This window comes from Anabaena sphaerica FACHB-251 (assembly GCF_014696825.1).
Taxonomy (GTDB): Bacteria; Cyanobacteriota; Cyanobacteriia; order Cyanobacteriales; family Nostocaceae; genus RDYJ01.
The window spans coordinates 542,912-568,812 of sequence record NZ_JACJQU010000001.1; the positions used below are offsets into that span (position 1 = coordinate 542,912).

The 25,901-nt window shown below is 37.2% G+C and carries 22 protein-coding genes and 1 pseudogene; 2 read left to right on the top strand and 21 right to left on the bottom strand.

The window, feature by feature from the left end:
• Window positions 1-64: 64 nt before the first annotated feature.
• The 21 genes and pseudogenes from H6G06_RS02400 to glyA all read right to left on the bottom strand — a co-directional run bounded on the left by H6G06_RS02400 (window position 65) and on the right by glyA (window position 24,521).
• Window positions 65-2,296, bottom strand: a complete 2,232-nt coding sequence (locus H6G06_RS02400; protein WP_190556697.1) for a GumC family protein — start codon at window positions 2,294-2,296, stop codon at window positions 65-67.
• Window positions 2,297-2,821: 525 nt separating this feature from the next.
• Complete coding sequence (locus tag H6G06_RS02405; RefSeq protein WP_190556699.1) at window positions 2,822-3,403, bottom strand: WcaF family extracellular polysaccharide biosynthesis acetyltransferase; 582 nt, start codon at window positions 3,401-3,403, stop codon at window positions 2,822-2,824.
• Window positions 3,390-3,986, bottom strand: a complete 597-nt coding sequence (locus H6G06_RS02410; protein WP_190556701.1) for a YdcF family protein — start codon at window positions 3,984-3,986, stop codon at window positions 3,390-3,392. Before H6G06_RS02410 ends, H6G06_RS02405 begins: the two co-directional genes overlap by 14 nt.
• Before the next feature lie 2 nt (window positions 3,987-3,988).
• Window positions 3,989-4,351 (bottom strand): annotated as a pseudogene (locus H6G06_RS02415) (NAD-dependent epimerase/dehydratase family protein); the annotation flags it as partial.
• A 39-nt stretch (window positions 4,352-4,390) separates the two neighbouring features.
• Window positions 4,391-5,272 (bottom strand): FkbM family methyltransferase, encoded by an 882-nt coding sequence (locus H6G06_RS02420; protein ID WP_190556703.1) that lies wholly within the window; start codon window positions 5,270-5,272, stop codon window positions 4,391-4,393.
• A gap of 90 nt (window positions 5,273-5,362) precedes the next feature.
• Entirely contained in the window at window positions 5,363-6,199 is an 837-nt protein-coding gene (locus tag H6G06_RS02425) for a glycosyltransferase family 2 protein (protein ID WP_190556705.1), read from the bottom strand.
• 11 nt (window positions 6,200-6,210) lie between these two features.
• The gene (locus H6G06_RS02430; RefSeq protein WP_190556707.1) at window positions 6,211-6,840 is read right to left on the bottom strand and encodes a class I SAM-dependent methyltransferase; all 630 of its coding nucleotides are present in this window, start codon (window positions 6,838-6,840) and stop codon (window positions 6,211-6,213) included.
• A gap of 136 nt (window positions 6,841-6,976) precedes the next feature.
• Window positions 6,977-8,176, bottom strand: a complete 1,200-nt coding sequence (locus H6G06_RS02435) for a glycosyltransferase (protein ID WP_190556709.1) — start codon at window positions 8,174-8,176, stop codon at window positions 6,977-6,979.
• A gap of 12 nt (window positions 8,177-8,188) precedes the next feature.
• Entirely contained in the window at window positions 8,189-9,316 is a 1,128-nt protein-coding gene (locus H6G06_RS02440; RefSeq protein WP_190556711.1) for a glycosyltransferase family 4 protein, read from the bottom strand.
• Window positions 9,317-9,444: 128 nt separating this feature from the next.
• Window positions 9,445-10,707 carry a hypothetical protein gene (locus H6G06_RS02445; RefSeq protein ID WP_190556712.1) on the bottom strand — a complete coding sequence of 421 codons (1,263 nt, stop codon included), beginning with the start codon at window positions 10,705-10,707 and terminating at the stop codon, window positions 9,445-9,447.
• Window positions 10,708-10,970: 263 nt separating this feature from the next.
• A complete protein-coding gene (locus H6G06_RS02450; protein WP_190556714.1) occupies window positions 10,971-12,230 on the bottom strand; it encodes a glycosyltransferase family 4 protein in 1,260 nt (419 codons plus the stop codon).
• 46 nt (window positions 12,231-12,276) lie between these two features.
• On the bottom strand, window positions 12,277-13,353 hold the full coding sequence (locus H6G06_RS02455; protein ID WP_190556716.1) for a glycosyltransferase family 4 protein: 1,077 nt from the start codon (window positions 13,351-13,353) through the stop codon (window positions 12,277-12,279).
• Between the two features lie 8 nt (window positions 13,354-13,361).
• Complete coding sequence (locus H6G06_RS02460; RefSeq protein ID WP_190556718.1) at window positions 13,362-14,348, bottom strand: class I SAM-dependent methyltransferase; 987 nt, start codon at window positions 14,346-14,348, stop codon at window positions 13,362-13,364.
• On the bottom strand, window positions 14,335-14,733 hold the full coding sequence (locus tag H6G06_RS02465; protein ID WP_190556720.1) for a hypothetical protein: 399 nt from the start codon (window positions 14,731-14,733) through the stop codon (window positions 14,335-14,337). The genes H6G06_RS02460 and H6G06_RS02465 overlap by 14 nt, the downstream gene beginning before the upstream one ends.
• A gap of 360 nt (window positions 14,734-15,093) precedes the next feature.
• Window positions 15,094-15,906 carry a class I SAM-dependent methyltransferase gene (locus tag H6G06_RS02470; protein ID WP_190556721.1) on the bottom strand — a complete coding sequence of 271 codons (813 nt, stop codon included), beginning with the start codon at window positions 15,904-15,906 and terminating at the stop codon, window positions 15,094-15,096.
• A 17-nt stretch (window positions 15,907-15,923) separates the two neighbouring features.
• Window positions 15,924-17,699, bottom strand: a complete 1,776-nt coding sequence (locus H6G06_RS02475; RefSeq protein ID WP_190556723.1) for an ABC transporter ATP-binding protein — start codon at window positions 17,697-17,699, stop codon at window positions 15,924-15,926.
• A gap of 405 nt (window positions 17,700-18,104) precedes the next feature.
• Window positions 18,105-18,530, bottom strand: coding sequence for a hypothetical protein (locus H6G06_RS02480; protein WP_190556724.1), 426 nt, complete (start codon window positions 18,528-18,530; stop codon window positions 18,105-18,107).
• Window positions 18,531-18,716: 186 nt separating this feature from the next.
• Complete coding sequence (locus tag H6G06_RS02485; RefSeq protein WP_190556726.1) at window positions 18,717-20,150, bottom strand: glycosyltransferase family 4 protein; 1,434 nt, start codon at window positions 20,148-20,150, stop codon at window positions 18,717-18,719.
• Window positions 20,151-20,672: 522 nt separating this feature from the next.
• A complete protein-coding gene (locus H6G06_RS02490; protein ID WP_190556728.1) occupies window positions 20,673-21,923 on the bottom strand; it encodes a competence/damage-inducible protein A in 1,251 nt (416 codons plus the stop codon).
• A 114-nt stretch (window positions 21,924-22,037) separates the two neighbouring features.
• Entirely contained in the window at window positions 22,038-23,084 is a 1,047-nt protein-coding gene (locus H6G06_RS02495) for a glycosyltransferase family 4 protein (protein ID WP_190556730.1), read from the bottom strand.
• A gap of 153 nt (window positions 23,085-23,237) precedes the next feature.
• Window positions 23,238-24,521, bottom strand: a complete 1,284-nt coding sequence (glyA, locus tag H6G06_RS02500; protein WP_190556732.1) for a serine hydroxymethyltransferase — start codon at window positions 24,519-24,521, stop codon at window positions 23,238-23,240.
• A 621-nt stretch (window positions 24,522-25,142) separates the two neighbouring features.
• Between glyA and H6G06_RS02505 the strand changes: the two genes are divergently transcribed.
• Complete coding sequence (locus H6G06_RS02505; RefSeq protein WP_190556734.1) at window positions 25,143-25,340, top strand: hypothetical protein; 198 nt, start codon at window positions 25,143-25,145, stop codon at window positions 25,338-25,340.
• 81 nt (window positions 25,341-25,421) lie between these two features.
• Window positions 25,422-25,901, top strand: a complete 480-nt coding sequence (locus tag H6G06_RS02510) for a Tic20 family protein (RefSeq protein ID WP_190556736.1) — start codon at window positions 25,422-25,424, stop codon at window positions 25,899-25,901.

Below are 25,901 nucleotides of genomic sequence, written 5' to 3' on the forward strand. Positions count from 1 at the left end.
TACATCTACGCCTAAACTACAAGCATCTTCCACCAAAAAAAACCTGCTTCCCAGCAAGCTAAAATTAGAATGGTCTAGCTTCCTTACCAGGACTATGGTAGTAATGGTAACTAGTAGCTTTTTGCTTATCCCCGTTAGCAATTACACCTAAGACATTGATAGGAGAGTTTCTCAGGCTATCCTGAAGCTGCATCAGCGCCGACTTGTCTGTTTTGTCTATCCTTACCACGAGCAGCATACCATCAGTTTGGGTCGCTAGAAGTCTGGCATCCACTAACCCCAGCATGGGAGGAGCATCATAAATCACCAAATCGAAATTTTCATTAAAATATTCTATCAGTTGCTTCATCTTCTCTGATGAAAGCAATCTCGCCGGGTCTGGTGGGGGAGGTCCAGCGGTAATCACAGATAATAAATTCATATCAGGTAATTGTTGAATCACCTGCTCAACTGGAATATTCGATGTTAAGACATTACTTAAACCGGAGAAATTTCTCAAACCAGATATTCTGTGAACCTGGGCGCGACGCAAATCACCATCCACAAGCAATACTCTTTTCCCCAAGGCAGCTGCTATTTGGGCTAGATGGAACGAAACAGTAGTTTTTCCATCTCCTGGCATAGTGGAAGAAAGAGTTAAAGAGCGAATCGGTTGATCAGAATTGAGCATCTGAATATTCGCATAAAGAACCTGTAAAGATTCCCAAAATAACCCTTGTCCATAATAGCTATTACCATAATAGCTATCACCCCTAATCTGACGACGGAACAGATTAGACAACCAACCATTCCCTGGAGAAATTTTCCGTGATTCAGATTCTGAACCGATGAGATTGCGGTAAGGAGATTGATAACCTGTGATGGTCTTGTCGGTGGGAAGAGTTCCCAAGAAAGGTAGTTTGATTTTTTCCTTCAGACTGGCAACAGTATGATATGTATTGTCCAGTTTTTCTAATAGGAAGGCTATACCAATACCTGCGGCTAAACTGCTGAACAATCCCATCAATAAATTCCGGGGTATATTTGGCAATATAGGGGCTTCACCTTGATTTGGTGCTTGGATTAATTCCCAAGGTAGTTCTGTTTGGGCTACTTGAATTACAAGGTCTTCACGGGCAGATAAAAACCGATTGTAACTCTCATTCGCCATCTGTAAATTACGCTGAATTTCGCTGTATTGTCTAGCTAAGATTGGTAATTGCTGAAATTTGCTCTTTGTTTGCTGTTCTACTCTAGCCAGTTCTTGGCTTTGTACCTCTAGTTTCTGAATTAAACTAGTTGCTTCAGCCAATTTTAAACCTACATACCGCCTTTGCTCATCTTCGATTAGAGGCAAAAGGTTTTCCCTTTTATCTTCTAATACTGCTATAGATGGGCTATCTGGTTGAAATCGCACTAATTCAGCAGATAGCTGGGCTTCTAGTTGCCGCAGTTGAGATATTAATTGACTATATATAGGCGCTTCATTTAATGTGGCCTGTTGTCCTTCTGGTGTTGATAGGCTGACATAAGTAGCTCTTGCTGTTGCTAACTGCTGATCAATTTCCAGTCGTTCCTCTTCTAATTTTTGGAGTTGTTTCCCTACATTAGTAGACTGGTTTTCTGGATCAACAAAATTGTATCTTTGTCGAAAGATCTGCAGTTGCTGTTGCAATTGAGCTACCCTATTTTTGATAGGAGGTAATTGTTTATCTACGAACTCTACTCCCTGATTTAACTTGGTTTTACGTTTTTCCAAGCTGTATTTTAAATAAAATTTTGATAGTGTATTTAATACTAATTCAATTCTTTTGCGATCTTGGTTTTTATAGCTTATTTCTATAATCTTAGTTGAACCTAAACGACGAATAGTTAAATTTTTGAGTAGGGAATTATAGGTGATATCCGGGTAGGAAGATTGTAAATATGGCAGAACATCTTTCATCAGTTCCTGACTTCTGAGAACCTGAATTTGACTGTCGTAATCTAGATTAGCATTATTAATGCTATAATCTGGCAGTGGTATTTGTCCTAAACGACTGTCACTATTAACAGGTTCGACTAAAATATGAAAATTGCCTTGATAAATAGTTTCTTCTTTGAGTGTCGAATAAATAACAGTAGACATCACTACAGATACAACCCCTAGTATAACTAATGCTCGCCGCTGGAGAACAGCCAAGAAGTCTTTTAGATTCCCATCCTCATCCTCTGTTGAAAATGATGGAAAATTCTGAGATGGCACGAATTCAGGTGTAATAATAACCCTGCCATTTTCATTAGGAGTTGAGATTCTAGTAGAATTCTGATTGTTCATGGATTTCGATTAGATAATTATTTAGTTAAGTATATTTTGTTATGCTTGAGCATTTACGTCAATATTGTAACCAATATTCCCAGCATAGTTAGTAACTTTTAAAATAAAATTTGCATATTTATAGTATGCACACCTTTATAATACTTAATTTTTGAGCCTACATTAAGATAATTTAAGGAATCAGTCAGAAATATTTCCAAATTATTAATTTTAAAGTTGAATAAGGGTTTGATTCCCAATTTTCTGTGATTAGTTTTGTCTTAAATACTAATCCGCTGGCTTTTTTCTTTCACTGTTACATTTAGGTAGATACAAAGTGATAATTTTACATTCTAAGCCTATGTACCAAATATTAAACACGTATCAGAAAATTTATAATTCAAAAGACATAGTTAGCTAAAATTGCTTTGTATCGTTCGATGCCAGGAATATAATGTTCTTAAAATTCTACACCCTAGTTGATCAGTTATTGATTTATTTTATGGTTTAATATTTAAATTAAAAGGGAGTAGATTTTGGCAGGTACTATTGATCCTGTACAGGAATAGGAAAAAAGTCTTCTACCTGTCCTATTCGCCTTTTCTTAATCGGTTGCGCTGGATTACCAGCATAAATTATCATCGGATCTAAACAGCTTCCAGTTACACTGCCTAGAGTTAACACTGCACCACTTCCTACTGTGACTCCTGGACCAATTACGGATTTAGCAGCTATCCAACTGCTCTCTTGAATATGGATAGGAGCAGGAATCAGTTTAAAATCTGGTTGATTCCAGTCATGATTGCCAGTACAAAGATAAACTCCTTGGGATATACAAACATGATTTTCGATGATCACAGGAGCTAGATTATCAATCCAGGTATCTTCCCCAATCCAAACATAATTACCAACAGTCAAACGCCAGGGCAATTTGACTCGCACCCCTGGTTTTATACGGACTCCCTTACCAATACTGGCTCCAAAAAGCTTGAGTATCCAAACTTTTGCTGATGAAATTGGTAGCCAATGACTTTCAACCAAAGGAGAACCCAGGAAGTACCACAACAATTGTTGAACGTAGGACGCACCGGGAGTATAGTTGCCAAGGGTGTATTTATCTAGACGCATAAACTGGGGGATGAAAACGAGGGTTTAAGCTTGCTCCGGTACGACCTGATACAATCCACAACAGAGAGCGTCCACCATCACGGACAATGCGAACAATAGATTCTCTGGGTTGTTCAGAGGGAATGGAAATAGGGGTAAAGGTGATGCCTTGACTACCTAGAACTATAGTGGCTATGGTTTTTGCCCTGGGTATATGAAAATCTGAAGTGATCAGGTAGATATGCTGAATATGACGTTTTTGGAAATCGTGAACGAGGGTAGTAAAGTTGGTAACTGTGTCAACAGCACGGTAGTCAAGGTGAATACGCTCAGTGGGAATACTTACATTTCCAAAAATAGCCAAGGCTTCGGCTTGGGGTGTACCACTGGAAACCCAAATGTCTAGATGAGAATGTTCTTGAGCAAATTCGGCTGTAAATGTTTCTCGTTCTGTACCACCACCAAGGGTAAGGATCGCCTGGGGATGGGGTGCGTAGTAAGAGGCGATCGCAATTCTGATGGGTATAATACTGAACAAGAACAGGCTCAACCCAACGGCAGCAAAAACTACATACTTTGCGATTTTGCGATACAAGAATTTCATGATTAGCAACAATAGTATTCTCGATACCACTCAACAAATTTAGCAATACTTTCTTCTATTGGTGTGTGGGGCTTAAATCCTACATCCTGTATATGTCCGTGAACTGTGAAAAAGCGTAGTCCTATAATGGGAATTTGATAAAGGTGGCTGTATGTATAAGCCATTAGTTCATTAGCATTTTTAGTGGCAGCATAGAGAGAGATGCGTTGACTGACATCATCGCTGATAGAAAAAGGGATTTTTTGATTAGCACCGTAAACTGAACTATAAGTAGCAAATACCAGATGCTTAACCGAGTGATGACGAGATCCTTATAGAATATTAATAAAACCTGTCAGATTGCTGTCTACATAAGCATGAGGATTGAAAATCTTTAATTTTTCGCTACTTCATTCAGGTTGACTTTAATTCAGGCGATCGTGTACAAACTCCACACAAGAATTAGCAATGACTAAGACGTTATTTCCTTGTTGTTGTTCCAGTGTAATGGGAATAATTTGGTTGTTATCAGCGTTGTATTGAAACAATCCATAACCATAATCTTGAAGGAAATTAACTAAGTCTTCTTTATTGTAATCAAAGTTACTCACTGCATTATTAATTTCCATAATCCACACATGAGGAAGTTGCTTTTTCAACAAAGAAGTTGCTCCTTTGAGAGCTAAAAGTTCTGCTCCTTCAATATCTATCTTTGCTAGTGTTAACTTACTCAGTGATTCATTATTAAGGATATTGTTAAGTGTATCTGTCTTAACTGTAAGGGTTTTTTCATGTGATTGCGTAGAAATAAAAGGCATAGAATCACCTTCAGCCAGGTTGAGAGCAATATTTCCTATCAAGTTAGAAATCGCTAATGAGTAAGTCTTCACTTGGTCTAATTGATTAATCCTGATATTTTCTTCTAGGCGAGTATAGTTTTTGGGGAGTGCTTCAAAGCTGTAAATTGTTCCATTTTTAATAATAGATGCTGCTAAGAGAGTGTAAATTCCTATGTTAGCACCAATATCTAAAAATGAATCTTCTGCTCGCAAATATCTTAGGAGAAAATTCATGTCATGATAGTCATACAATCCACAATATAATGCAGCCGCAGCCGAACGACTATCAGTATGGCAACGAATTTTTATATTGTTAACAAGCTGAATATCAATATATTTTTGAGTCAGACGTTTGTACAACTGCCAAGAAACAAATTTTAAAATTGATTGAATTTTTGTGTTTTTACAGTTTGGATGTGTCCAGATATATTTGATTGTTTCTATAGCAAAAATATTTTTATGATCCATTTGATTTCTATGCTGCTATTATGGTGATAGTTGGGATAATTTATGACGATGCTCACTACTATTGATGAGGAATATCTGATGGGTTAAAAATTATCTTTTACTTTTTTTCAGATCATATATTTTCGCATCTACTAAAAAGCGATACCAAAAACCTTGTAGGAAATGAAAAATCAGACCTTGCATACCATCCAAAAAGCCTAGACCTATAATGTAACGCATCAAAAAGTAAAGAAAAGCCCTAAGAAAAAGAGGTGAACGCCCATACAAATTTTTCTTTACCCACCTGCGTTGACCAGCTTGGGAGAAATGATTTGTATTTAATAAATCATCCTGTTCATCTATCATCACACCCAGTAAATCTTTAACTTCTCGATCTGCATAGCGGTTATGCTTATCTGTCCAGAAAGTCAAACCTTTTTGATTTTCATCAATGATATCGTATTTGAGGTTAGCAACTTCTCCTTGGGATAGAATAATATGCTCGTCCATCCAACGTTGTTCGCACGTCCCTAGACCTGTACGCCAAACTCTCAGTAACCAAGTGGGATAATAACCACCATGACGAATCCATCGTCCCATGAAAAATACACGCCGTTTTACCTGATAGCCTGTTATTTGCTTTGGGGTTTGGGGTAAAGTTGTTTTTAATTCATCAACGAGTTCAGGGGTAAGGCGTTCATCTGCATCGAGACGCATGATCCAGGGTGTGGAAATTGGCAGATTTTCTATTGCCCAATTTATTTGTTTGGCATGGTTTTCAAAAGGATGACTAAAAACTTGACAACCAGCTTGCGTTGCGATCTCAATAGTATTATCTGAACTACCGGAATCAACAACAAAAATTTCTGCATTGAGAGATTGCAAGCTTGCTAAACAAGTAGGCAGGTTGGCAGCTTCGTTGTAAGTCAAGATAATTACAGATAGCATGAGAGTTTAGGTTATTTTGGAGTAGAGGAACATAACATTGATTTCCATAGGTAAGGAGTTCTACCTGCAAATTTGAATTTAATATCTGTATATCCTTCAGATTCCAATAATTGTGTCAAAGTTTTCACTGAGAAAAATTTAATGTGACCCCCATCCCAAAGAACTGTAAAATGGTTGTCCATCTTTCCTGATAGAGCAAGAGCTAAATTTTTTAAATAGCCGTGATACGGTGTAGTAAGAATCAAGTACCCTCCTGGCTTTAAGAATTTTCTCGCTAATTTAACCAACTCTTTGGGATAAAATAGATGCTCTATTACTTCTACCGAAATAACAACATCAAAGGCATTTTCTAATTCTGGGGGCGAGGAATCATATATACTACCTTGGATAAACCTGCAATTGGGAAAGTTATTATTGGCAATAGCCACACCTGAAGGAGATTCCTCCATACCCACTACTTCATAACCATGCTGACAAATAACATTACTTAGACTACCATTACCACATCCTAAATCTAAAATTTTAGCTCCAGGTTGAGATTTTTCAGAAAGTATTGATAGTAGTGGATTCATCAAGAATGAATGGGCATTTGTTAGGTTATTGTCTTGATATTGATATTCGTATTCTTGTTTTATCATCATCGTTTAACGTAATGTTGTGTAGAGTTGTATCTAATAAGATATTCTAGTATATTACAGGGAAAGGTAGGGTAGGGAGGTTAGGTTTCGAGATTGTTTGTGTTTCATAAAATAGTTTTTAGACATCCTGTAGGAGTGTTCATTGCTTTGATCTTAAATTGGCATTTTTCACAGTACCGTCGTTAATAATTTCTTGATAAACTGAAACCATTTTTGAGGCAACGCTATCCCATGTATAATTTTCCAGAATAAACTGACGAGCGCGATCGCCCATTTTTTTTGCTGCTTGACTATCCTGTAGGAGTTGAATTAAAGCATTAGCTATTTGCTCAACATCAATATCAACAATACTAGCCACATTAGCCATACCAGCTTCGGGGAAATTACAGCCAGTGGTAATTACACAGGGTAAACCAGCAGCCATGCCCTCCAATACAGACATACTAAAACCTTCTGAATAGGAAGGAGCAACATAAATATTAGCCGCTGCTAAAGCTGCATATTTCATCTCACCTGTGAGCATTCCTGTAAATGTGACAGCATTTTTACATCCTGCTTCGATAAAGTAGTTTTCAGCAGTAGGTAAAAATCCTGTATTATCAGGACCAGCAACAATCAAATGGGTATCAGGAAATTTTCGGTGTGCTTTGGCAAAAGCGGGAGCTAATAAATCTAGTCCTTTTTTTGGGTCAATACGTCCTAAAAATATAATTAATGTTTTATTGCGAGTTTCTGGAAATTTTTGATAAAAAATATCTGGGCTAGGAAGAAATTCAAAATCTTTACTATGAATGCCATTAGGCACAAAAACTAAAGGAATTTTTAAGCCAAAAGTGTTTATGTGTCTAGCTTCAGTAGAAGCTGTCATTTGCATAGCCTTGGCTGTTTGTAGTGATGGCTTTTCCAAAAGATTAAAGTAAAGTTTTTTCTTCCAAGCTTTATAAGCTAATGCCCAAGGCTCCATCATGCCGTGGGGAGTTGCAATATACGGAACTTTACGAAATTGGCAAGCCCAATGAGCAGCTAGCACTGGATAGGAAAAGATAGCATTAGTATGTACTATATCATAGTTAGATACATTCTTAAATAACCATTTCGTCATCGACCCAGTGAACTTGTAATCTAACAAATCCAAATAGGTAAAATACTGCAATCGATAATAATTTTCTATGACCCATTGATTTAAAGGCACATCTAGATTTGTCGAACCATTTGCATTAGTAGCAACAATATCAACGCTGATACCTAATTTGGCTACCGATTCTGCTAACTCAATAACAATTTTTGTGGGACCCCCATAGACATTTCCCAAGGCAGGGATAACCATTAAAACCTTCATAATTATTTTTATTTAATAATGTGCTGTAGCATATTCAACAGCTTGAATTAATTGTTTGGCGAAGTAGTCAGGAGAAAATTTTTCAATATGTTCTAATCCAGCTTGTCCCGTTTTCTTCAAGTCAATTTCCCCTGAACTCATTTTCAGCATCAATTCAGTTAGCTGTTGGGAATTTTCAGGTTCAAAACCAAATCCATTAACACCTTCTATGATTAAGTCTTCATAACAGCCACAACGATTAGAAACCAATACTGGTAAACCAGCTGCCATAGCTTCATTTACTACCAGTCCCCATTGTTCTTGAGTACTGGCATGGATAAAGCATTTTGCGTGGGCAAAATAAGGTAAAAGTTGCTCCTGTTGTAAAAATCCGGGAAGATGGACATAATCTTTGATTCCCAGAGTAGCAATTTGCTCTTCTAGTTCTAACCTTAATTCACCATCACCACACAGAACTAAATCCCAAGCTTTATCACCTGACAATTGACGATAGCTAGCATAGGCTGAAAGCAAGAATGGCAGGTTTTTCTTGCTGACAAATCTATTAATAGCTAAAAAGAATGGTTTATCTAACGGACAAGATAAGAATTTAATTTTATCAGGGTGAAAAACATCATTTCCGACTACATCGTAACCAAAAAAAATGGCTTCTGAGGACATTCCCAATTTTATTAAATAGCGTTTTTGTGGCTGTCCTCCTACCAATGCTGATTTATATCTTGTAATTAACCATGCTTTTATTTTTTCTTTCCACCAGGAACGGGGTGCATCATGTTCTGTACTTTCAGATAACAGAATAGCAGGTTTACCATGCCAGAGACACCATAACAAAGCCGCAAGCATAGAGGGATGAGCATAACCAGCAATTGCTATAGCATCTGGACAAGTTTGATTTAAAATAGATATTAATCTATATATCAAGTCAGTGAAGTCTGCCTTCTCCAGAGGAGAATTATTAATTACTGATATGATTTTACATGGGAAATTTTCTGTTTTTATTTGCCAAGGATACTCTTCTTCATAACGAGCTAACTCAATACCAAATAATTCCCATTTTTTTGCTTTTAATTTCTTAAAAGCTACTTCTAGCCTCGCTACATGATATGGACCATAGTTGGTAAAAATCGTAGCTAATTTCATAGTTTTTCAAAATTTATTTTCAGCATTTATTATCTTATATGAGCAGACTGTGTATAAGAATATGACTGCAAACTAACTCAGATCAGTTGTTTTTTAAACAACTGATTAAATTAATATGTATCTAATTCTTATTTATTTTTCCTGCTGGTTAATTCGATATATTTGACAGGAGCAAGAAAAATCATAAAACAGATTATATTATACACATATCCTGCCAATCCTCCAAGACAAAGAGATACTGAAAAAGCTAGGGCAATAGGGTAAAGAATTTTATTATAGATTTTTGCTTCTTTATTAGCCAATAGCCAAAAATGTTTAAATATTTTACCAATAAAATAACAAAGAAAAAAACCAAAAAACCATAATTCCGAGAATAATTCTCCCATGATAGGCATCACATATCCATTTTGAAAGGTTTGAGTCGAAAAATGGTTAAGTATCCTATCTGCAAGTGGAGCATTTACATAAATAAATAGTGATTCCTTAAAATCATTTCCTAAAAATTGAGCAGGAACAAAACCAAACACAAGTCTATTCCACAAGATTGATCCATAACCTAATTCCTTGGTTTCATTGGTTAATTGAATGACAGATGCGACATATTTCGTTTCTGAAGAATGAGAGGTAGAGATATAAGATTGGGCATCGGAAAATTGTAAAGAATCCGTAGTTGTATTCCACCAATCAATACTCTGAAAAGCTATCAACCAATTATTCAACCAATTAAAACTAAAAAAGTCTTGCCAATTAGAATATCCTATATTTATTTGTGATAATGCTGCACGATACGCACCAATAGAATTCATAAAGAAAAACCCAATGATAACCGCAACGAATATAAATGTACGATTAACAATATAACCTTTAGTGAACCAAATAGTAAGCATAATTATAGATATATAAATTACTACTTCAGTCCTCCGAGCATAAAATAAGAAGTTAAAAATAGGCCAAAATAACGAAATCCCCAACATTAACCAATGAATAAGACGATTTTTTCTAAGGACGCAGTGTAAATTTATAGCAAAACCAACGTATAAAAGTCTTTGAAAAAAAGCGTATACTGTTAATATACCAGTCCACTGACTGACTTGTTGTGCTTCAATATCAACTCCTCCAATGGCTATATTGCACATAAAACCAATAATTGTGTAAACAATTCCTATGTAAAAAAATGTTTTGTCTATCTGCTCTCCCTGTAAATTGTTATTATTTTTATAGTTTATTATTTTTATATCCTGTTGATTTTTTATGTATCCATAAAAAAACAAAATTACACACAATATAGACAGAATTATAGTCAAATCAACATAGTTTTCATGTACAGGATAGGGATCTTTGATTAAAGCATTAATTTGAGGAACAATATAGATGAGAAAAGCTATAGCCATAAAAAAAGGAAATTGATATAAACGAATTGTTTTTTTAAAACTCCACCAAACTATATAAAGACAAATAAACAATAAAAGAATTAATAAGCAATAACTAAGGAACATAATTAATATTTACTCTATCATACAAAAAATGCGATTAAATTAACTTAATATTGACATAGAGTCAAGATTGGTCTTACTTTTGTTTTGTTTAAACAAATCAAATTTAATTTTTTCAAGTTAGCGAATTACAAGGAAATCAAGCTACATTTTTTAGCATATCATATAGTATTAAATATATTTTGTAATCTGATTCCTGTTTGTTCTATACTGAATGATTTAACATTGTTCCAAGCATTTTCCCCATGCGATTCTAACAAATCAGGTTTCTCGATATATTGCAATAACGCTTCTATCAAATGTTCAATATTTCTTTCTTGAACAATTATTCCATCAATCCCATCTCTAACCCATGAACCAGATGATTTTGTGGTTATAATTGGCAATCCAAAAGCCATTGCTTCATAAATAACACCAGCACTGCCTTCGGATAGACTAGGAAAAACAAATACATCTGCCCATTCATACTGTTTTGTCAGTTCCTGTTTATTTAATTGACCCATAAACGTACAAATATCTGAATATTCTTTAATTTTGTTTTCATGGATTTGAATCGAACCGACAATTCTAGCATGAAATTTATCAGGATTTATTTTCCTCAACGCTTTTAATAAATACTGAATTCCTTTTCTCAGTTCTACTGTACCCACAAAAACAATTTTTAATTCTTCACCCTTTTCTTTTTTGCTAGATAACCTGACAGAATTATTTAAACTTGTCTCATAATCATATAACCACAAAGGAGCAGGATAGGGATTTAAGTAGATTTTCTTGGGATCAATAGATAAATCATTAATAAGACTTGCTTTGATAAACTCTGAAGGTGCCAAAAAATAATCGCTTGTTTCAATATCTTCTTTTTCCTTTGCTGTCCATAATTCACTAACTTCAGATAACATATTTTTTTCTTTCACCCAATCTGAATGTTCTTCCAATTCTCTTTCTAGCATTGGTATGAATGACTTGATGATAGATTGAATTTGGTCTGTGAAAATTAAAGCATTTTTAACATACTGCCGACAATTAGATGAATTCCAAGTATAACAATACACATGACTTATATGCTTTTTTTGACTTTTTATCAATTGAGCAATTCTGATGGAAATTTCTTGATTCAGAAAATATATATCTTTATATTGAAGGTTTCTATTTCTTGTTCTCAAATTTAACAAAAGCCATTGCAAATTTAAACTACATATTTTTTCATCTGGTAATTGCTTTTGATGTCGTTTTAATAAATCATTGACTGAGAAATAAGGGTTAATTATTGGTTCTATGTGTTTGCCCCCTTTGATCATCCAAGAGAAGGCATAAAAATCAGTAAATAGCTTGTATAGTAAATCCTGTTGATGCAAAGCTAGGGGAATAGCGTAATTTAGTCTTGAGCCTGATTGATGAAAAGCAATGTTAATATGTTGCATGGTTAAACACTATTTTATATTGTCAATTATTCTTTCATATATAAAGTTATTTTGCTGATAACTCTGAACCTGTTAAAGCTCTATGCAATTTTAAAAAATTGACTTGTGTAGAATAATCCTTTTCTGCAATTTCTCTACTTCTTTTTCCCATAGTTTGTCTTAATTCTTTATTTTCACATAGTATAAGTAAACTTTCTAACCATTCTTCTTCTGTTTCACACAAGAAACCATTATCTTGTACTACTTGTTTATTCATTCCTACTGGGGAAGCAATAACTGGAATGCCTACCGCCATGTATTGTAGTAGCTTGAAAGAACATTTTCCTCTGCTAAAGGCGTTATCTTCTAAAGGCATCAAGCCAATATCAAAAGATTGTAGATCTTTTAATTCATCTTCAACACTCCATTGTTTTAACTTGGCGATATCTTTCAAATTTGGGGGTAGTTCATGAATATTAGTAACAATCTTTAGATGAATATGAGGAAATTTGTTTTGGAGATGAATTAAACTGGAAATAACCAGGTTCAGGTGTTTTAGGTTAACCCATGAACCCATCCAGCCAATAGTGATAGTATTTGATTTTGTCTCAATATCTATTTTTTTGGGTACATAATAGTTAGTCTCTATGGGAGTGGGAATAATATAAATATTACTTTGATACTTTTGGGCAAAATCTGCTAGATATTCATTCCCTACAATTACGGCATCGCACATAGCCATAACTTTTTTTAGTTTAATTTCAGTTCTTTTGTTAGTTACAAAAAGAGCATCATCCATATCTAGCACCATAAGTCTGCTTTTCTTTCTGACAACTTGAGCTAAATAATCTGTGTCTATAAAGGGTGTTAAAAATGAATGTATATAAAGTATATTATCATTTGTATTGATTTGATTAATTTGTTGCCAACGATGAAAAATATTTTTGATGTTAGATAAATATCTGTCTAAATTAAACTTAAAAACAGATATTAATGATTGGGAAAAAGATTTATAACCTGATGAAAAAGCTGGAAATAACACTGTATCATATCCATTTTTATGGAAATATGGTATGTACTGCTCTGCTCGAAATCTGGTTGTAGGAAAAACTGAAGGTTCAGTGAAAAAGTATATTTTGGTCATTGTTTTATTTATTCTTGGCTATTGTTAATACAGATTACTGTGAGCCTTTCAGCTTGATTTCTACCAAAAAGTAAGCTAATTAAAATAGATAAAAATCTATCTATTATTTTGTTGACCGAACTCAAAGGAGTCCATTGATCACTAAGGGAAACATTTTTTCTTCCCATCGAAAATAAAATACTAGGACAAAGACAGCCAATGGTATTTTGTCCATATATTTCCACTACCTTTAACCCTGATTTCTCAACTACCTGACGAATCGTTTTTTCCGAAAAATGACTGACATGGGTAGGTACTTGTAATCCTGCCCATTTATCTTTAAATAAATGAAATTGCCAGCAATCAGAATTAGGCACGCTAAATGCTAATATTCCATTAGGCTTTAGTATTCGCTGGATTTCTGTTAATGTTTCTACAGGCTCGTATAAATGCTCTATAACTTGCCATGCGAACACTGCATCTAGATAAGAATCAGGAAGATCAATTATTGGTAGAGTAGTTGGTAGGAACTTTGCTCCCATCTGAGTAATAACAGGTTCTAAATCAGGATTCAGATCCATACCTAGCGTCTCCCATCTACGAGCAATACACTCACGGATAAAGCCACCACTACCACACCCTATTTCTAAAATTTTGGCTCCTTTTTGCAAATTTGGAAAAACCCACCCCCGACTTCCCCAAAATCCTCCATGTAGTGTATATCCAGAATTACTGGTAAAGACTTTGTTCTCTAAATCAGAGGATTCTGTAACATCATTTTTCTTTCTGTTATCATCACGATAACAATGGTAATCACTGGTGTAGTAATTAAAAATGTCCTCAGCATAAGGGCGTGGGTTTGTAAATCTAAAACTACATTCAGTACATTCTTCTATATTATATTCACCAGGCTTTCCCATTAATATATCATTTGCTTTGAATAACAATTGACTGTTTAATGATCCACATAATGGGCATTTTTGTAAATCAAGATATTTAGATTCAGAACAATTCATGGTGAAAATATTTATTATGGTTGGAGCATGGGAGATAATTGATTGAGTCAAAAGTTTTGTTTTTCAGTTCATTAGGAGGCGGTAAACATACATCCCAAATGAAATCAGGCAAATTATTTTCAGTTAGTTCACTAAACAAATCTGATGTAAAAAAAAAATTAACTTTTGGATAATACTTGGAGATTTCTTCTTTTACTCGGTTTCCTTCAGATAAAAGTAAGCATTCATTCCCTAAGCCATAGTGATCCAAATATTTTCTAATCACTGAGTGAAATTTCAAACTCAAATTTGGCAAGGGGATTTCTAACTCTTTATTGCTTTTAAAATTATTCTTTCCAACAGAGTAACAGTATTCACCAAAAGGCTGTAGTCCAGACATCGCCATAATAAAGTTTCGCAGATTAAGATAAATTTTTCTTAGGGGGTTATTGAAAACTCTCTTTTATGGTTTTAATTTGCTCAAAATATAAATTATTATGAGGTTATAAAATAGGCTATATTCCTACTAACCAAACTTTTGTGTGTGCAAAAATGGGATGATACCCTGCAGAGGAAACGCATCTAAATTTTATTGACAAAATACCGATTTAATGTATAAACCAATAAATCCCAATTTATCGTTTGATTAATTTTTTCAGAGTCATAGGGACGGACTAAAATATTGTCAATAAGGGTCGTTAATGCGAATATTTTGGTCATTATTGAGATTAAATTGCCCTTATTGATAAGATGCGTTTCCCTGTGCCTATAGTTTTTGAGCTATTACCTGTATTTCATAGCTATCTTCTTTTAGAAACCGAACTGACATTTGATGATTTTCCAAAGTTTGAGATAAAAAAGTAAAGTCATATGCAATTGTATGCTTCTCACCAAAAGCAAAGCTCTTTTTCTTATTAAGAACTGTTGAAATATCGCAACCATTACAATTAGGCACAGAGATTGCCAATATACCACCAGTTTTTAGGAGTCGCCGGAATAATTGGAATACATCTGATATATCAGGAAGATGCTCTATTACATGACTGCTAAAAATTATATCAAATGATTCTTGTTCTAAATTATTAATTTCATCCTGACGACTAATAATATCCACTCCTAGAACTTTACGTCCAAAATCAGCACGTGGCTGGGAAATCTCAAATCCAATACTGTCATAACCAGCTTGTTTAAATTGCCAAACACCATATCCCCAAGAGCAACCATAATCTAAAAGTTTACCTGTTGATATATAAGATTTAACTAAGTTAATTTTCTCAGAAAAATCTTTCGATGAACCATGAAATTTATTTTCTAGTAAGTCTTTTAGAGATAACTCATCGGGTAAATCAGTTGTTAGTCCTTCTTTATAGTCTGACTGATAAAATCTTAAATTTTCTTCTGGCTGTTCTTTGGGAAATCTAAACATCAAGCCACACTGATCACACTTTCTTAACTGGACTAACAAATACTTTCTTCCCAGAACTTTTGCTTGAGTATGATGGCAAAAAGGACAACTATCATCTATTGGGAAACTCAAATAAGCTTTTGTTACTTTGGTTAAATATTTCAGTGTTGCCATTTTTTTCTCCTGATTAATTAAGATAAAACATCTACTTTCTGATCTAGATTTAATCTATAGTAATATCCTTCACGAGCCATCAGATCTGAATGACTACCTTGCTCCAAAATCTGACCTTGCTTCAAAACTATAATTTGATCAGCTTGATGAATAGTGGATAATCTATGAGCAATTACCAATACTGTGCGGTTTTTCCCCACCGCATTTAGTGCCTGTTGCACAATACGCTCAGAACTACTATCTAAGGCACTCGTAGCTTCATCTAATATCAATATTTCTGGATTTCGCACAATTGCCCTGGAAATTGCTAACCGCTGCCGTTGTCCACCAGATAACTGTACTCCTCGATCTCCTAAAATAGTATCAAAGCCTTGGGGCAAAGCCTGAATAAACTCCTCTGCATAAGCCTGTCTTGCTGCTTCCACAATTTCTGCATCTGTTGCCTGGGGATTGCCATACTTAATATTTTCGCGCACAGTGTCATTAAACAAAAATGTATCTTGGCTGACAATTGCCATGCGCTGCCGTAGTGATTTAATATCTAAATCTCGAATATCAACTCCATCAATGGTTATTTTTCCCATCTGGGGGTCATAGAATCGCAACAGCAGGTCTGCCAAGGTTGATTTTCCTGACCCCGACTCCCCTACCAAAGCAGTGAAACTGCCCTTGGGAATTACCATATTCACTTGCTTTAGTATTGGATTCTCGCTATTCTGATGACTAAATGTTACCGACTCAAAGCAAATCTTCTCTTGGAGTCCCGTAAATTGCCGCGAACCATTACAAATATCAGGTGTTTTAGTTTGCTCCAAAAAGTATTGAATCGTTTGAAAGCTATGATAAAAATTGGCGAGTGATACTCTCAGTCCGTTGAGTTGGTTGATGCGAGGAAACATTCTGACCATGACCAGCAAGAAGGTTAGCAATAGTGGCAATACCAAATCTTGCGACAGAAACCTATTGCCCAGGATAACTAATATTACTAGGATGAATATGCCACAAGTATCAGAAATTGGCTGAACCGCGGCCTGTCCGGCATACCCCCTAAGTTCTGCGCTATATCGCTGTTGCAAAATATCACTAAGACGTTTTCCTTCATAGGACTCTGCTGTATAAGACTTAATAATGCGAATTCCGCTAATCACCTCAAAGACACGGCTCGAAAACTCTTCAATAGTTTCGGACACGATTCTTCCAGATGCTTTGACAGATGCAACAATGAATTTCAAGCTGATGCCAATTCCAAGCAACATCACTAAAGACAAGAGGGTTAGTTGCCAGGAAATACTGAAAAGCAACACCACAAATGAAAAAACAATTAAGCTTTCACTAAATATCGACCCTATGTAAAAGGTTAGCATTTCACAGCGTTGGCTTTGCTCGTTTACATAGCTTAGTAAATCACCTGCACGAGCTTGGTTGTAGTAAGAAAGCCCTAAATTCAAAAAACGATCAATACAAATTGAACGCAGGTGGAGTCCTACCTTCAGCATTAAAGTCCGTAAGCTAAAGTCTGCTATAAAGCGCAAACCTCCCTTAGCAATAGACAAGGTTAGCAAACAGGCAATAATCACCCCCAGTTGTTGTTCAGGTGGGAACCGATCAAAAAAGCTCAAAAGGGACTGAATAAAAGAACTCGCCTCCATTGAGGAGGTCTGGACACCTCCACCAGCCAACTTTTGCAATAGCGGTATTGCCAAAGACAGTGTTGCCCCTTCCATCAGAGATGCTATTGTAGTGAGCAAGACCATCCCAACAACCAATTTAGGAAATGGTTGTGTTAGGGCCATAAATGGTGAAGATACTTTCATTCCTGTGTCGATCAATTCCGTATGTTATTATGTATAAGCCGGTAGTTATAACCACTTGTCAATCTACCCAACTAACCTACTTACTCAGATTTTTGGTAACATTGGAGTCAAACCTATTGAACCAAAATAGATTTTAGTGATGATTTATCTTCAAGCCAGATGGTAGTTTATATCATCCCATTAATAATGGTTTTAATGTCCTATAGATTTTTGCCAAAATCTGAAAATCTCCTTCTGTATAATTCCTCTGTTCTAGCTAATTCTAGAGTTTTTCCAACAATCTGTTTTTTTAAACATTACAGATGACTCGATTGTCAAGCAAGTAACAGTGCCACAGAAGCTCCATCTTGTCGTGATATTCCACAAATGAGAGCTTCTTTCATATCAATTCACCAGCCCAAAATCTTTGATGCCGTTACCACCCACAACGCGGGATTGCCTGAAGGTAAACTCTCCTACAGATGGATTTCTATGGGGATTAATTACTCCTGTCGCTTGTTGCCAAAGTTCTGATGGTGCTAATGACAACTCGTATATGGATTGACGTTTACGGATGTGGTACCATTTAGTTTCTTGGCAATCATCACACCACAAAGCTTCTAACCATTCTCCCTCCAAAGGAACTACGGTTTTTGCCGCGACTAACATCACGGCTTCTTTCCGTCTCATCCCTCTCTGTTGCAGTTGTCCGGCGCATTCAGCAAATAAGCTGTATTTTTGACTCATGCTATCCATATAGCAGTTATGTACTGGACAATAAATAGCTCGACGTTTAGAACGATTTCGATTTCGGTCACACCTTCTCTGCACTTCGGCCTCCTAAAATTTGATCGAAAAAGATCACCAGAAGGTTGCGGTGGAGGGACTGAGATCAATAAGACCATCAAAGCCCTGCTCCTAATTTAAAAGTTAAGTTATTAAATTTGAAAAACTACGTTTTGTAAATCGACGGATATGTTAGCACATTTGGGATCATTGGTCTAGTTTATTTATAGACTACAAACTAGACTTTTGTAACACACGGAAATATTCTTTGGCTATGATTTGCGGCGTAAAATTTGACTGCAAATATTGTCTAGAAGCTTTACCCATAAGTTCTGCTAGTTTGCGATCGCTATTCAGCAGGCGAATAAATTCAGCTAGAGCCATACTATCACCGTTATCAACACTCACCCCACATTTACCATCAGCCATCATTTGTCGCAAATAAGAATATTTGGAACAAATCACAGCTATCGGTCTGCCAGCAGCTAAAGCCGGGTAAAGTTTGCTGGGAGCAACAAGACTTTCCATACCAGCTTCTACACTTACTAGAGAGAGATCGCAAGCTGTCAGAGAGTAAGGCAGAACTTGCTTGTCTTGATACGGTAAAAACAGAAAATTGGTTAGTCCTAATTCATTTACTGCCTCCATGAAATCTTTTCGTTTTGCGCCGTTACCAATGCAAACGAACTGAATAGGATCATCTCGTAGTTGTTTGGCAGCTTCGAGAATGGTGTCCATATCGTGACACCTGCCCATATTACCAGAATAGAGAACCGTGAATTTGTTGACTAAATTATGTTCCTTGGCAAACCAATTATTCTCTTTGGCAATAGGCAAAATTAAATCAGGATCTCCCCAACTATGAATCACAGACACTTTATTAGCTACTTCGGGACAGATTGCTATTACTCTCTCCTTCATATCAGGACTCAGAACCACAATGGCCTTGGACTTGCGCCAAATCATTCTGTTCATTTCTCGCCAAAATCCTGCCAGCCAATGGTTTTTAGATATTACTCCCAGGGCGATCGCAATATCTGGATAAAGATCATAGATTAAACAAACGTAAGAAATCCTCAAACACAGGTGAGCCAGATATGCTGCTATGGGCAAAAAAGGCGGGGCAGATGTAGCTAAAAATACATTGTGGCTACGAAAATTTTTGATCAGATGAATAAAAGCACGCAATGTAAAGAGGACACCATTTGCTGCTTTGCCACGAATCCTTCCAGACCACACCTGGGTGGAGCGCGATCGCTGAATGCGAATATCACCCAATTTTTCCACAGCCGGAGCTTTCGCAGTGGAAAATGCATAACCAGGCTGTCCTGTAAACACTTCAATATCTAACTCTTGCTGCTCTAATTGTTTTACTAGTTCTTCAATCAACTGTCCCGTAGCAGCATAGTCAGGCGGAAAAAATTCTGTAATTATTGATACTTTAAGCTTTTGGGATTCGGGGTTTTCCTGGGCTTGAGAAACATCGGTTAACTCTATTGGAGATAGCCTAGCTGTAGTAACATGGGTCTCTTTGTAAATTGGTGTATTCACAGTATTTGGTTTTTTAAATATATTTAGCCTGTCTGTATCATTTTTTGTATCCTGATTTGGGGATGGGGATGTGATTGGATGAGAAATGGTTGACTTTTTTGGCCAGAATGCCATGAGCGTATTTTCCTGTAGAAAATTTTTAGGTTTACAGGTAGGATTATTGACTGGAATTATCCGGTAAATATTTTTTCAGTCTCTAGATGGTTCTCAGTGAATTTTTAGGACTTGTTGTCAATAGGTTACATATTAATTGACAACAAAGAAACGCTTGTTCCGGAAAAAAACAACTAAGCAAAATCACTGTTTTAACTAAAGCTCCATGGGTAAACCTTCTGAAGTAGAATAGACACAAACTGAGGAGTTCAATCGGTTATTTGAGTACACTAGAACAAAACCATGATAAAAAAGTCTCTTGAAGAATAACAGAACTTGGCAAACATCTTTACCAAAATTTGATAAATTTGTTATCTATATATATCAGAATTAAATAATTTGGTAAAGTTCCACTGTTTGATACGTTACATAGGTTAACAACAAAACGATGTTCTTGTTAATAAGACTAGCACTCATTAACACAAATATTTTCCAGAGAAACTTCATTTATTAGTATAATCCTGTATCCTCATATAGCCTGGACTAACAGATCAGCCAGGTGCGCCGCAAATTATCCAAAGCTGTACACGCACTTAGATGACGAATAAAAGAGCGAGTCTGCATGGCTCCAAATCTACACTCATAACTTCTCACCTCATCTGCTGAACCAGCTAGACCAATATACACCAAACCCACAGGCTTTGTATCCGTTCCTCCACTAGGGCCAGCAACTCCCGTAATACTTAATCCCCAAGTAGTTTTCAGCCGATTTTTCACACCAATAGCCATTTGTTCGGCTACAGTAGCACTCACAGCCCCAAACTGCTCTAAATCTTCGGGTTTAACCCCCAATAATCTAACTTTCACAGAATTATCATAAGAAATTACCCCACCCCAAAAGTAATCAGAACTACCAGGAATTTCTGTCAGCATTTGCCCTAGTCCCCCACCTGTGCAAGATTCTGCAACTGATAAAGTTTCCCCTGATGACCGCAATAATTCACCAACAACAGAAGCCAATGTATCATCATCAGCACCGTAATAATCTAATCCACCAATTTCCCTAAGTTGTTTTTCAATCGGTGCAATCAATTCCTCTGCGGCTTTTGTGTTAGATGCTTTCGCAGAAATTCGCAGCCTGACTTCTCCCTTACCCGCGTAAGGTGCTACTGTCGGGTTAAGTAAATTCAGGTACGCAGATACTTTTTCTGCCAAAGCTGATTCACCAATACCCCAAAATTTCAAACTCCGACTGCAAATAATTTCCTTGCCCCAACCTTGACTTTTCAGAAAAGGCACTGCTGTATCTGACCACATTCGGTGCATTTCGCTAGGAACACCAGGGAAAGTAAAAATGGTTAATCCCGGTCGGGGTTGCCAAATAATACCCGGTGCTGTTCCTGTAGGATTGGGTAAAATTTCTGCCCCTTGGGGAATTAAGGCTTGTTTGCGGTTGCTAGGAGACATCACACGACCGCGTTGGGCAAATTTCGCAGTTATATCTTCAATAATCTCGGCACTCTCCACCAAGGGAACACCAAAAAAATCAGCGATGGTTTCACAGGTGAGGTCATCGGGTGTCGGTCCCAGACCACCTGTGAAAATCAGAATTTGCACTCTGGAAGCGGCAATGTCGATAACTTGCTTAAGTCTTTGGGGATTATCTCCCACTACGGTTTGATAGTAGTGAGGAATGCCTAGTTGTGCTAACTGCTGGGCAAGAAATTGAGCATTGCTGTTGAGGATATCTCCAAGCAGCAATTCAGTACCGACACAAATAATTTCTGCACTCATTGGGACTGGGGACTGGGGACTGGGGACTGGGGATTTGTGATTTGTGATTTGTGATTGGGAAAAATCTGCTTATTTGTTTCCTGTTGTTTTTCCTCTTCACTGTCACCTGTCACCTTATTGTCGAGAAAGTTTCCAGACTCGCCAAATAGCATAACTCAACACAGAGGTAGATGCACAGGCATAAGTCATACCGCTGGGAATGCCAGCAATAGCTAAGGCTAAACTACCCACCCAAAGAGTTAAGGAATAAATAAACAGAACCGTTAATCTGTGGGATAAACCCACTCTTAAAAGTCGGTGGTGCAAATGGCTGTGTCCATCAGCGACCCAAGGTAGTTTACCTTTGCGGAGTCGAGATAAAATCACGGCTGACATATCCACAATTGGTACTGCCAAAATCAAATAAGGTAAGATGACAGCTGTAAAAGCGGGGACTTTTACCAGACCAATGACACCTACAGATGCTAAGGTGAATCCCATAAAATAAGAGCCACCATCACCCATAAAGATTTGGGCAGGGTTGAAGTTGTAGCGAAGAAATCCCAATGCTGCACCAGCTAAGGCTGCTGCAATTAAGGCTGCTTCTGGTTGGTGCATAAATAAGGATACGAACAGCATGACTACGGCAGCAATTCCTGTGACACCAGCTGCTAGTCCATCTAAACCATCAATCCAGTTAATAGCATTAACCATTCCCACTAGCCAAATGACTGTAATTGGTAAACTCAGCCAATCGAGATTAACTATGCCGATGGTGGGTATGGTAATAAAATCTATACTTACACCTGCTTTCCATGCACCAGCAGCGACAATTACTTGTATCAGCAGGCGTACTAAGGGAGACAGGTTTAATAAATCGTCTGCTAAACCGATGAGAAAAAAGCCCAGTCCACCTAATGTCACACCCCAAATTTGCCATTCTTTTTCCAGTGGTAGATTCGCAAATCCACCCAAGCACCAGACAATTAATAGGGATATGAAAGTACCTGCAAAGATAGAAACTCCTCCCAGGCGTACCATCGGACGTTGATGAAGTTTTCGACCACCAGGTTTATCTAAATGTCCGCTTTTGATGCCAATTTTTTTGACATCGGGTATAGTCCAGAGAACGACTACTGCGGCGACAAGAAAGGCAATCAGATGATAAATCTGAGCAGGCATCGGTATTTTTTAAGAAGTAGTTGGTAGGAGCAAAATTGTGTGAGGGCAATTTCTACTTACATTTACTACATTTGGAGTATTTATCAGCACAATAATATTTGGATATTAGATTTTAGATTAGGGATTAATCTAAAATCTAATATCTAAGCTCGCTTAGGCTAGAACTGGTAAGGGAATTTCTAGGTGAGGATATAAGGGGAAGCGATCGCACAAGACAGCAACTCGACGACGGCAATCTTCTGCCACTGCGCTAGAATCAGGGGAAAGCAAGCGATCGCTAATAATATTCCCAATTTCTTTAAATTCTTCCACACCTAAGCCTCTAGTAGTCATGGCGGGTGAACCCAATCTCAACCCGCTGGTAACAAATGGAGATGCTGGGTCAAAAGGCACTGTATTTTTGTTAGCTGTAATATTTACGCCACTCACTAGCTGATCTGCCTTTTTACCAGTCATGCCGATAGACTGTAAATCTACTAGCATTAAATGGTTATCCGTGCCATCAGATACTAACTTTAAGCCTCTGTTTTGCAGTTGGATAGCCAAAGCACGAGCATTTTCAATCACTTGGGCGGAATAGGTTGTAAACTCAGGCTTCAGCGCCTCACCAAATGCTACAGCTTTACCAGCAATTACGTGTTCTAATGGTCCACCTTGAGTACCAGGGAAAACTGATTTATCCAGCTTTTTACCCAATTCTGCATCATGGGTTAATATCAAGCCGCCTCTTGGACCGCGCAAGGTTTTATGAGTTGTTGTTGTCACCACATCACAATAGGGCAGAGGGTTAGGATGATGACCTGTAGCTACTAACCCAGCGATGTGAGCAATATCTGCCAGCAGGTAAGCGCCAACTTCATCAGCAATACTGCGGAATTTTTCAAAGTCAATGATCCGAGGATAAGCTGAATAACCGCAAATTAATAGCTTAGGACGTTCTTTGAGGGCTAAATCACGAATTTGGTCATAGTCTAGTTGTTCTGTTTCTTTGCTGACTCCATAGTGCCGCACTTGGAACCATTTACCGGAAACATTCACAGGTGAACCGTGGGTTAAGTGTCCACCGTGGGACAAGTCCATCCCCATAATTGTGTCACCTGGTTCTAGCAGGGTCAGGAACACGGCAAAATTTGCCTGTGCGCCAGAATGGGGTTGGACATTAGCATGAGCAGCACCAAATAGTTGTTTGGCTCTATCAATGGCTATTTGTTCAATTTTGTCAACAAACTCACAACCGCCATAGTAGCGTTTACCTGGTAAGCCTTCGGCGTATTTATTGGTTAGTACAGAACCTTGAGCAGCTAATACAGCAGCCGAGGTAAAGTTTTCACTCGCAATCATTTCTAGGTGGTCACGTTGACGTTGTAGCTCTTGGTTAATTAATTCGTCAATAGCAGGGTCGGAGGATTTAAGCAGGTCTGAGTTAGTTTTATTCACGTTAATTATCCTTGTGGAATTTGACAAAACTGTATTTTGGGGTTGGGAACAAAATTGAATTGACAGTTTAGGAATGCTGACTAATAAAATTGATTGTTGCTGATTTACTGATTATGAGACACGCGCTTAATGAATGCGTTAACCAGGAGCAAGCTTTGTTGTCAACAATTGGGTTTGACATTCACTATCACTAAGTTAACGAGAATGTCATCATATATAGCTACCCTTCTGGATTCAACCTTGCTGTCAGAATTTATGTATTAAGTAAGTCGGCGGGAAAAAACCGAAGTATGTAACAAAAAGTAAATTCACCAAAACCCTCTTCCCCGTTCCCCGTTCCCCGTTCCCTGTTCCCTGTTCCCTTGTCATAACGACAATTTTTAACGCCCACTTACTTACTTTTTACTAAAAGAATTAATCTCCAAGATATACAACATACAATAAAACTAGGTGAAGTTAGCAACTTTTTGCTATTGTCCACATTTTTGCTAAAAAGAGCGTCGGAGGTTGCTCTATTGTCATCCTCCCTTTGCCTTTATGTCACTCTTTCTTTCCTTGACTAAGAGTGTCTTCCTCTAGGTGAGATGTGGGTAAAAACGAGGATTTACAGGAGGGATTTGGATGCTAGTCATTTTAACGGATGATCAAATCTTTGCCCCTGAGCAGGTTTGCCAGTCTTGTTTGCTTGCTAACAACAGCGGACAACCCCGCTGGCATGGAGGTCAACTCCGCTGTGGTCAAGCTATTCGCAAATTCACAGAACAGCAACCAGAGCAGTATGAGTGTGTGATGGGCTTCCGGATTGCCAATATAAAATAATCTAATTTTCCAGCAATATCAAGCAACTGCGTTATCCTATGGTCAAATAGCTATTGAAATTTAGCCATAGGAGAATTTAAGATGTCTTGGCGTGGCTCTACAACGGTTCCTGACCGAATTTTCGCTTGTTTACCTTATTTACTACCTCTAATTGAGAGTTTAGTTTTTGGTAGCTTCTTGTTGAGACAATTTCCAGTATTGGCTGTGCTGTTGTTTCCCGTGCTACCAGTTAAAGCAGTTTACGATGCGTTGGGTCCATTAGGTCAAATTATTGTGTTTTTCGCCTTGTTCATGTTGGTGGTGAGAAACGAAAAAATCAATCATTTTATTCGTTTCAACACAATGCAAGCAATTCTTTTAGATATTGTGATATTTTTGTGTTCCATACTCCTGAGAATTTTAACTCCTGTTCCTGGTGCTGGCTTTGCAATAGAAACTCTAGCCAATACTATCTTTCTAGGTATAGTGGCAGCTGTTGTTTATTCTCTGTTCCAGTGTCTCATGGGACGCTACGCCGAAATACCAGCCATTTCTGATGCTGTTCATATGCAGGTGCGCTAG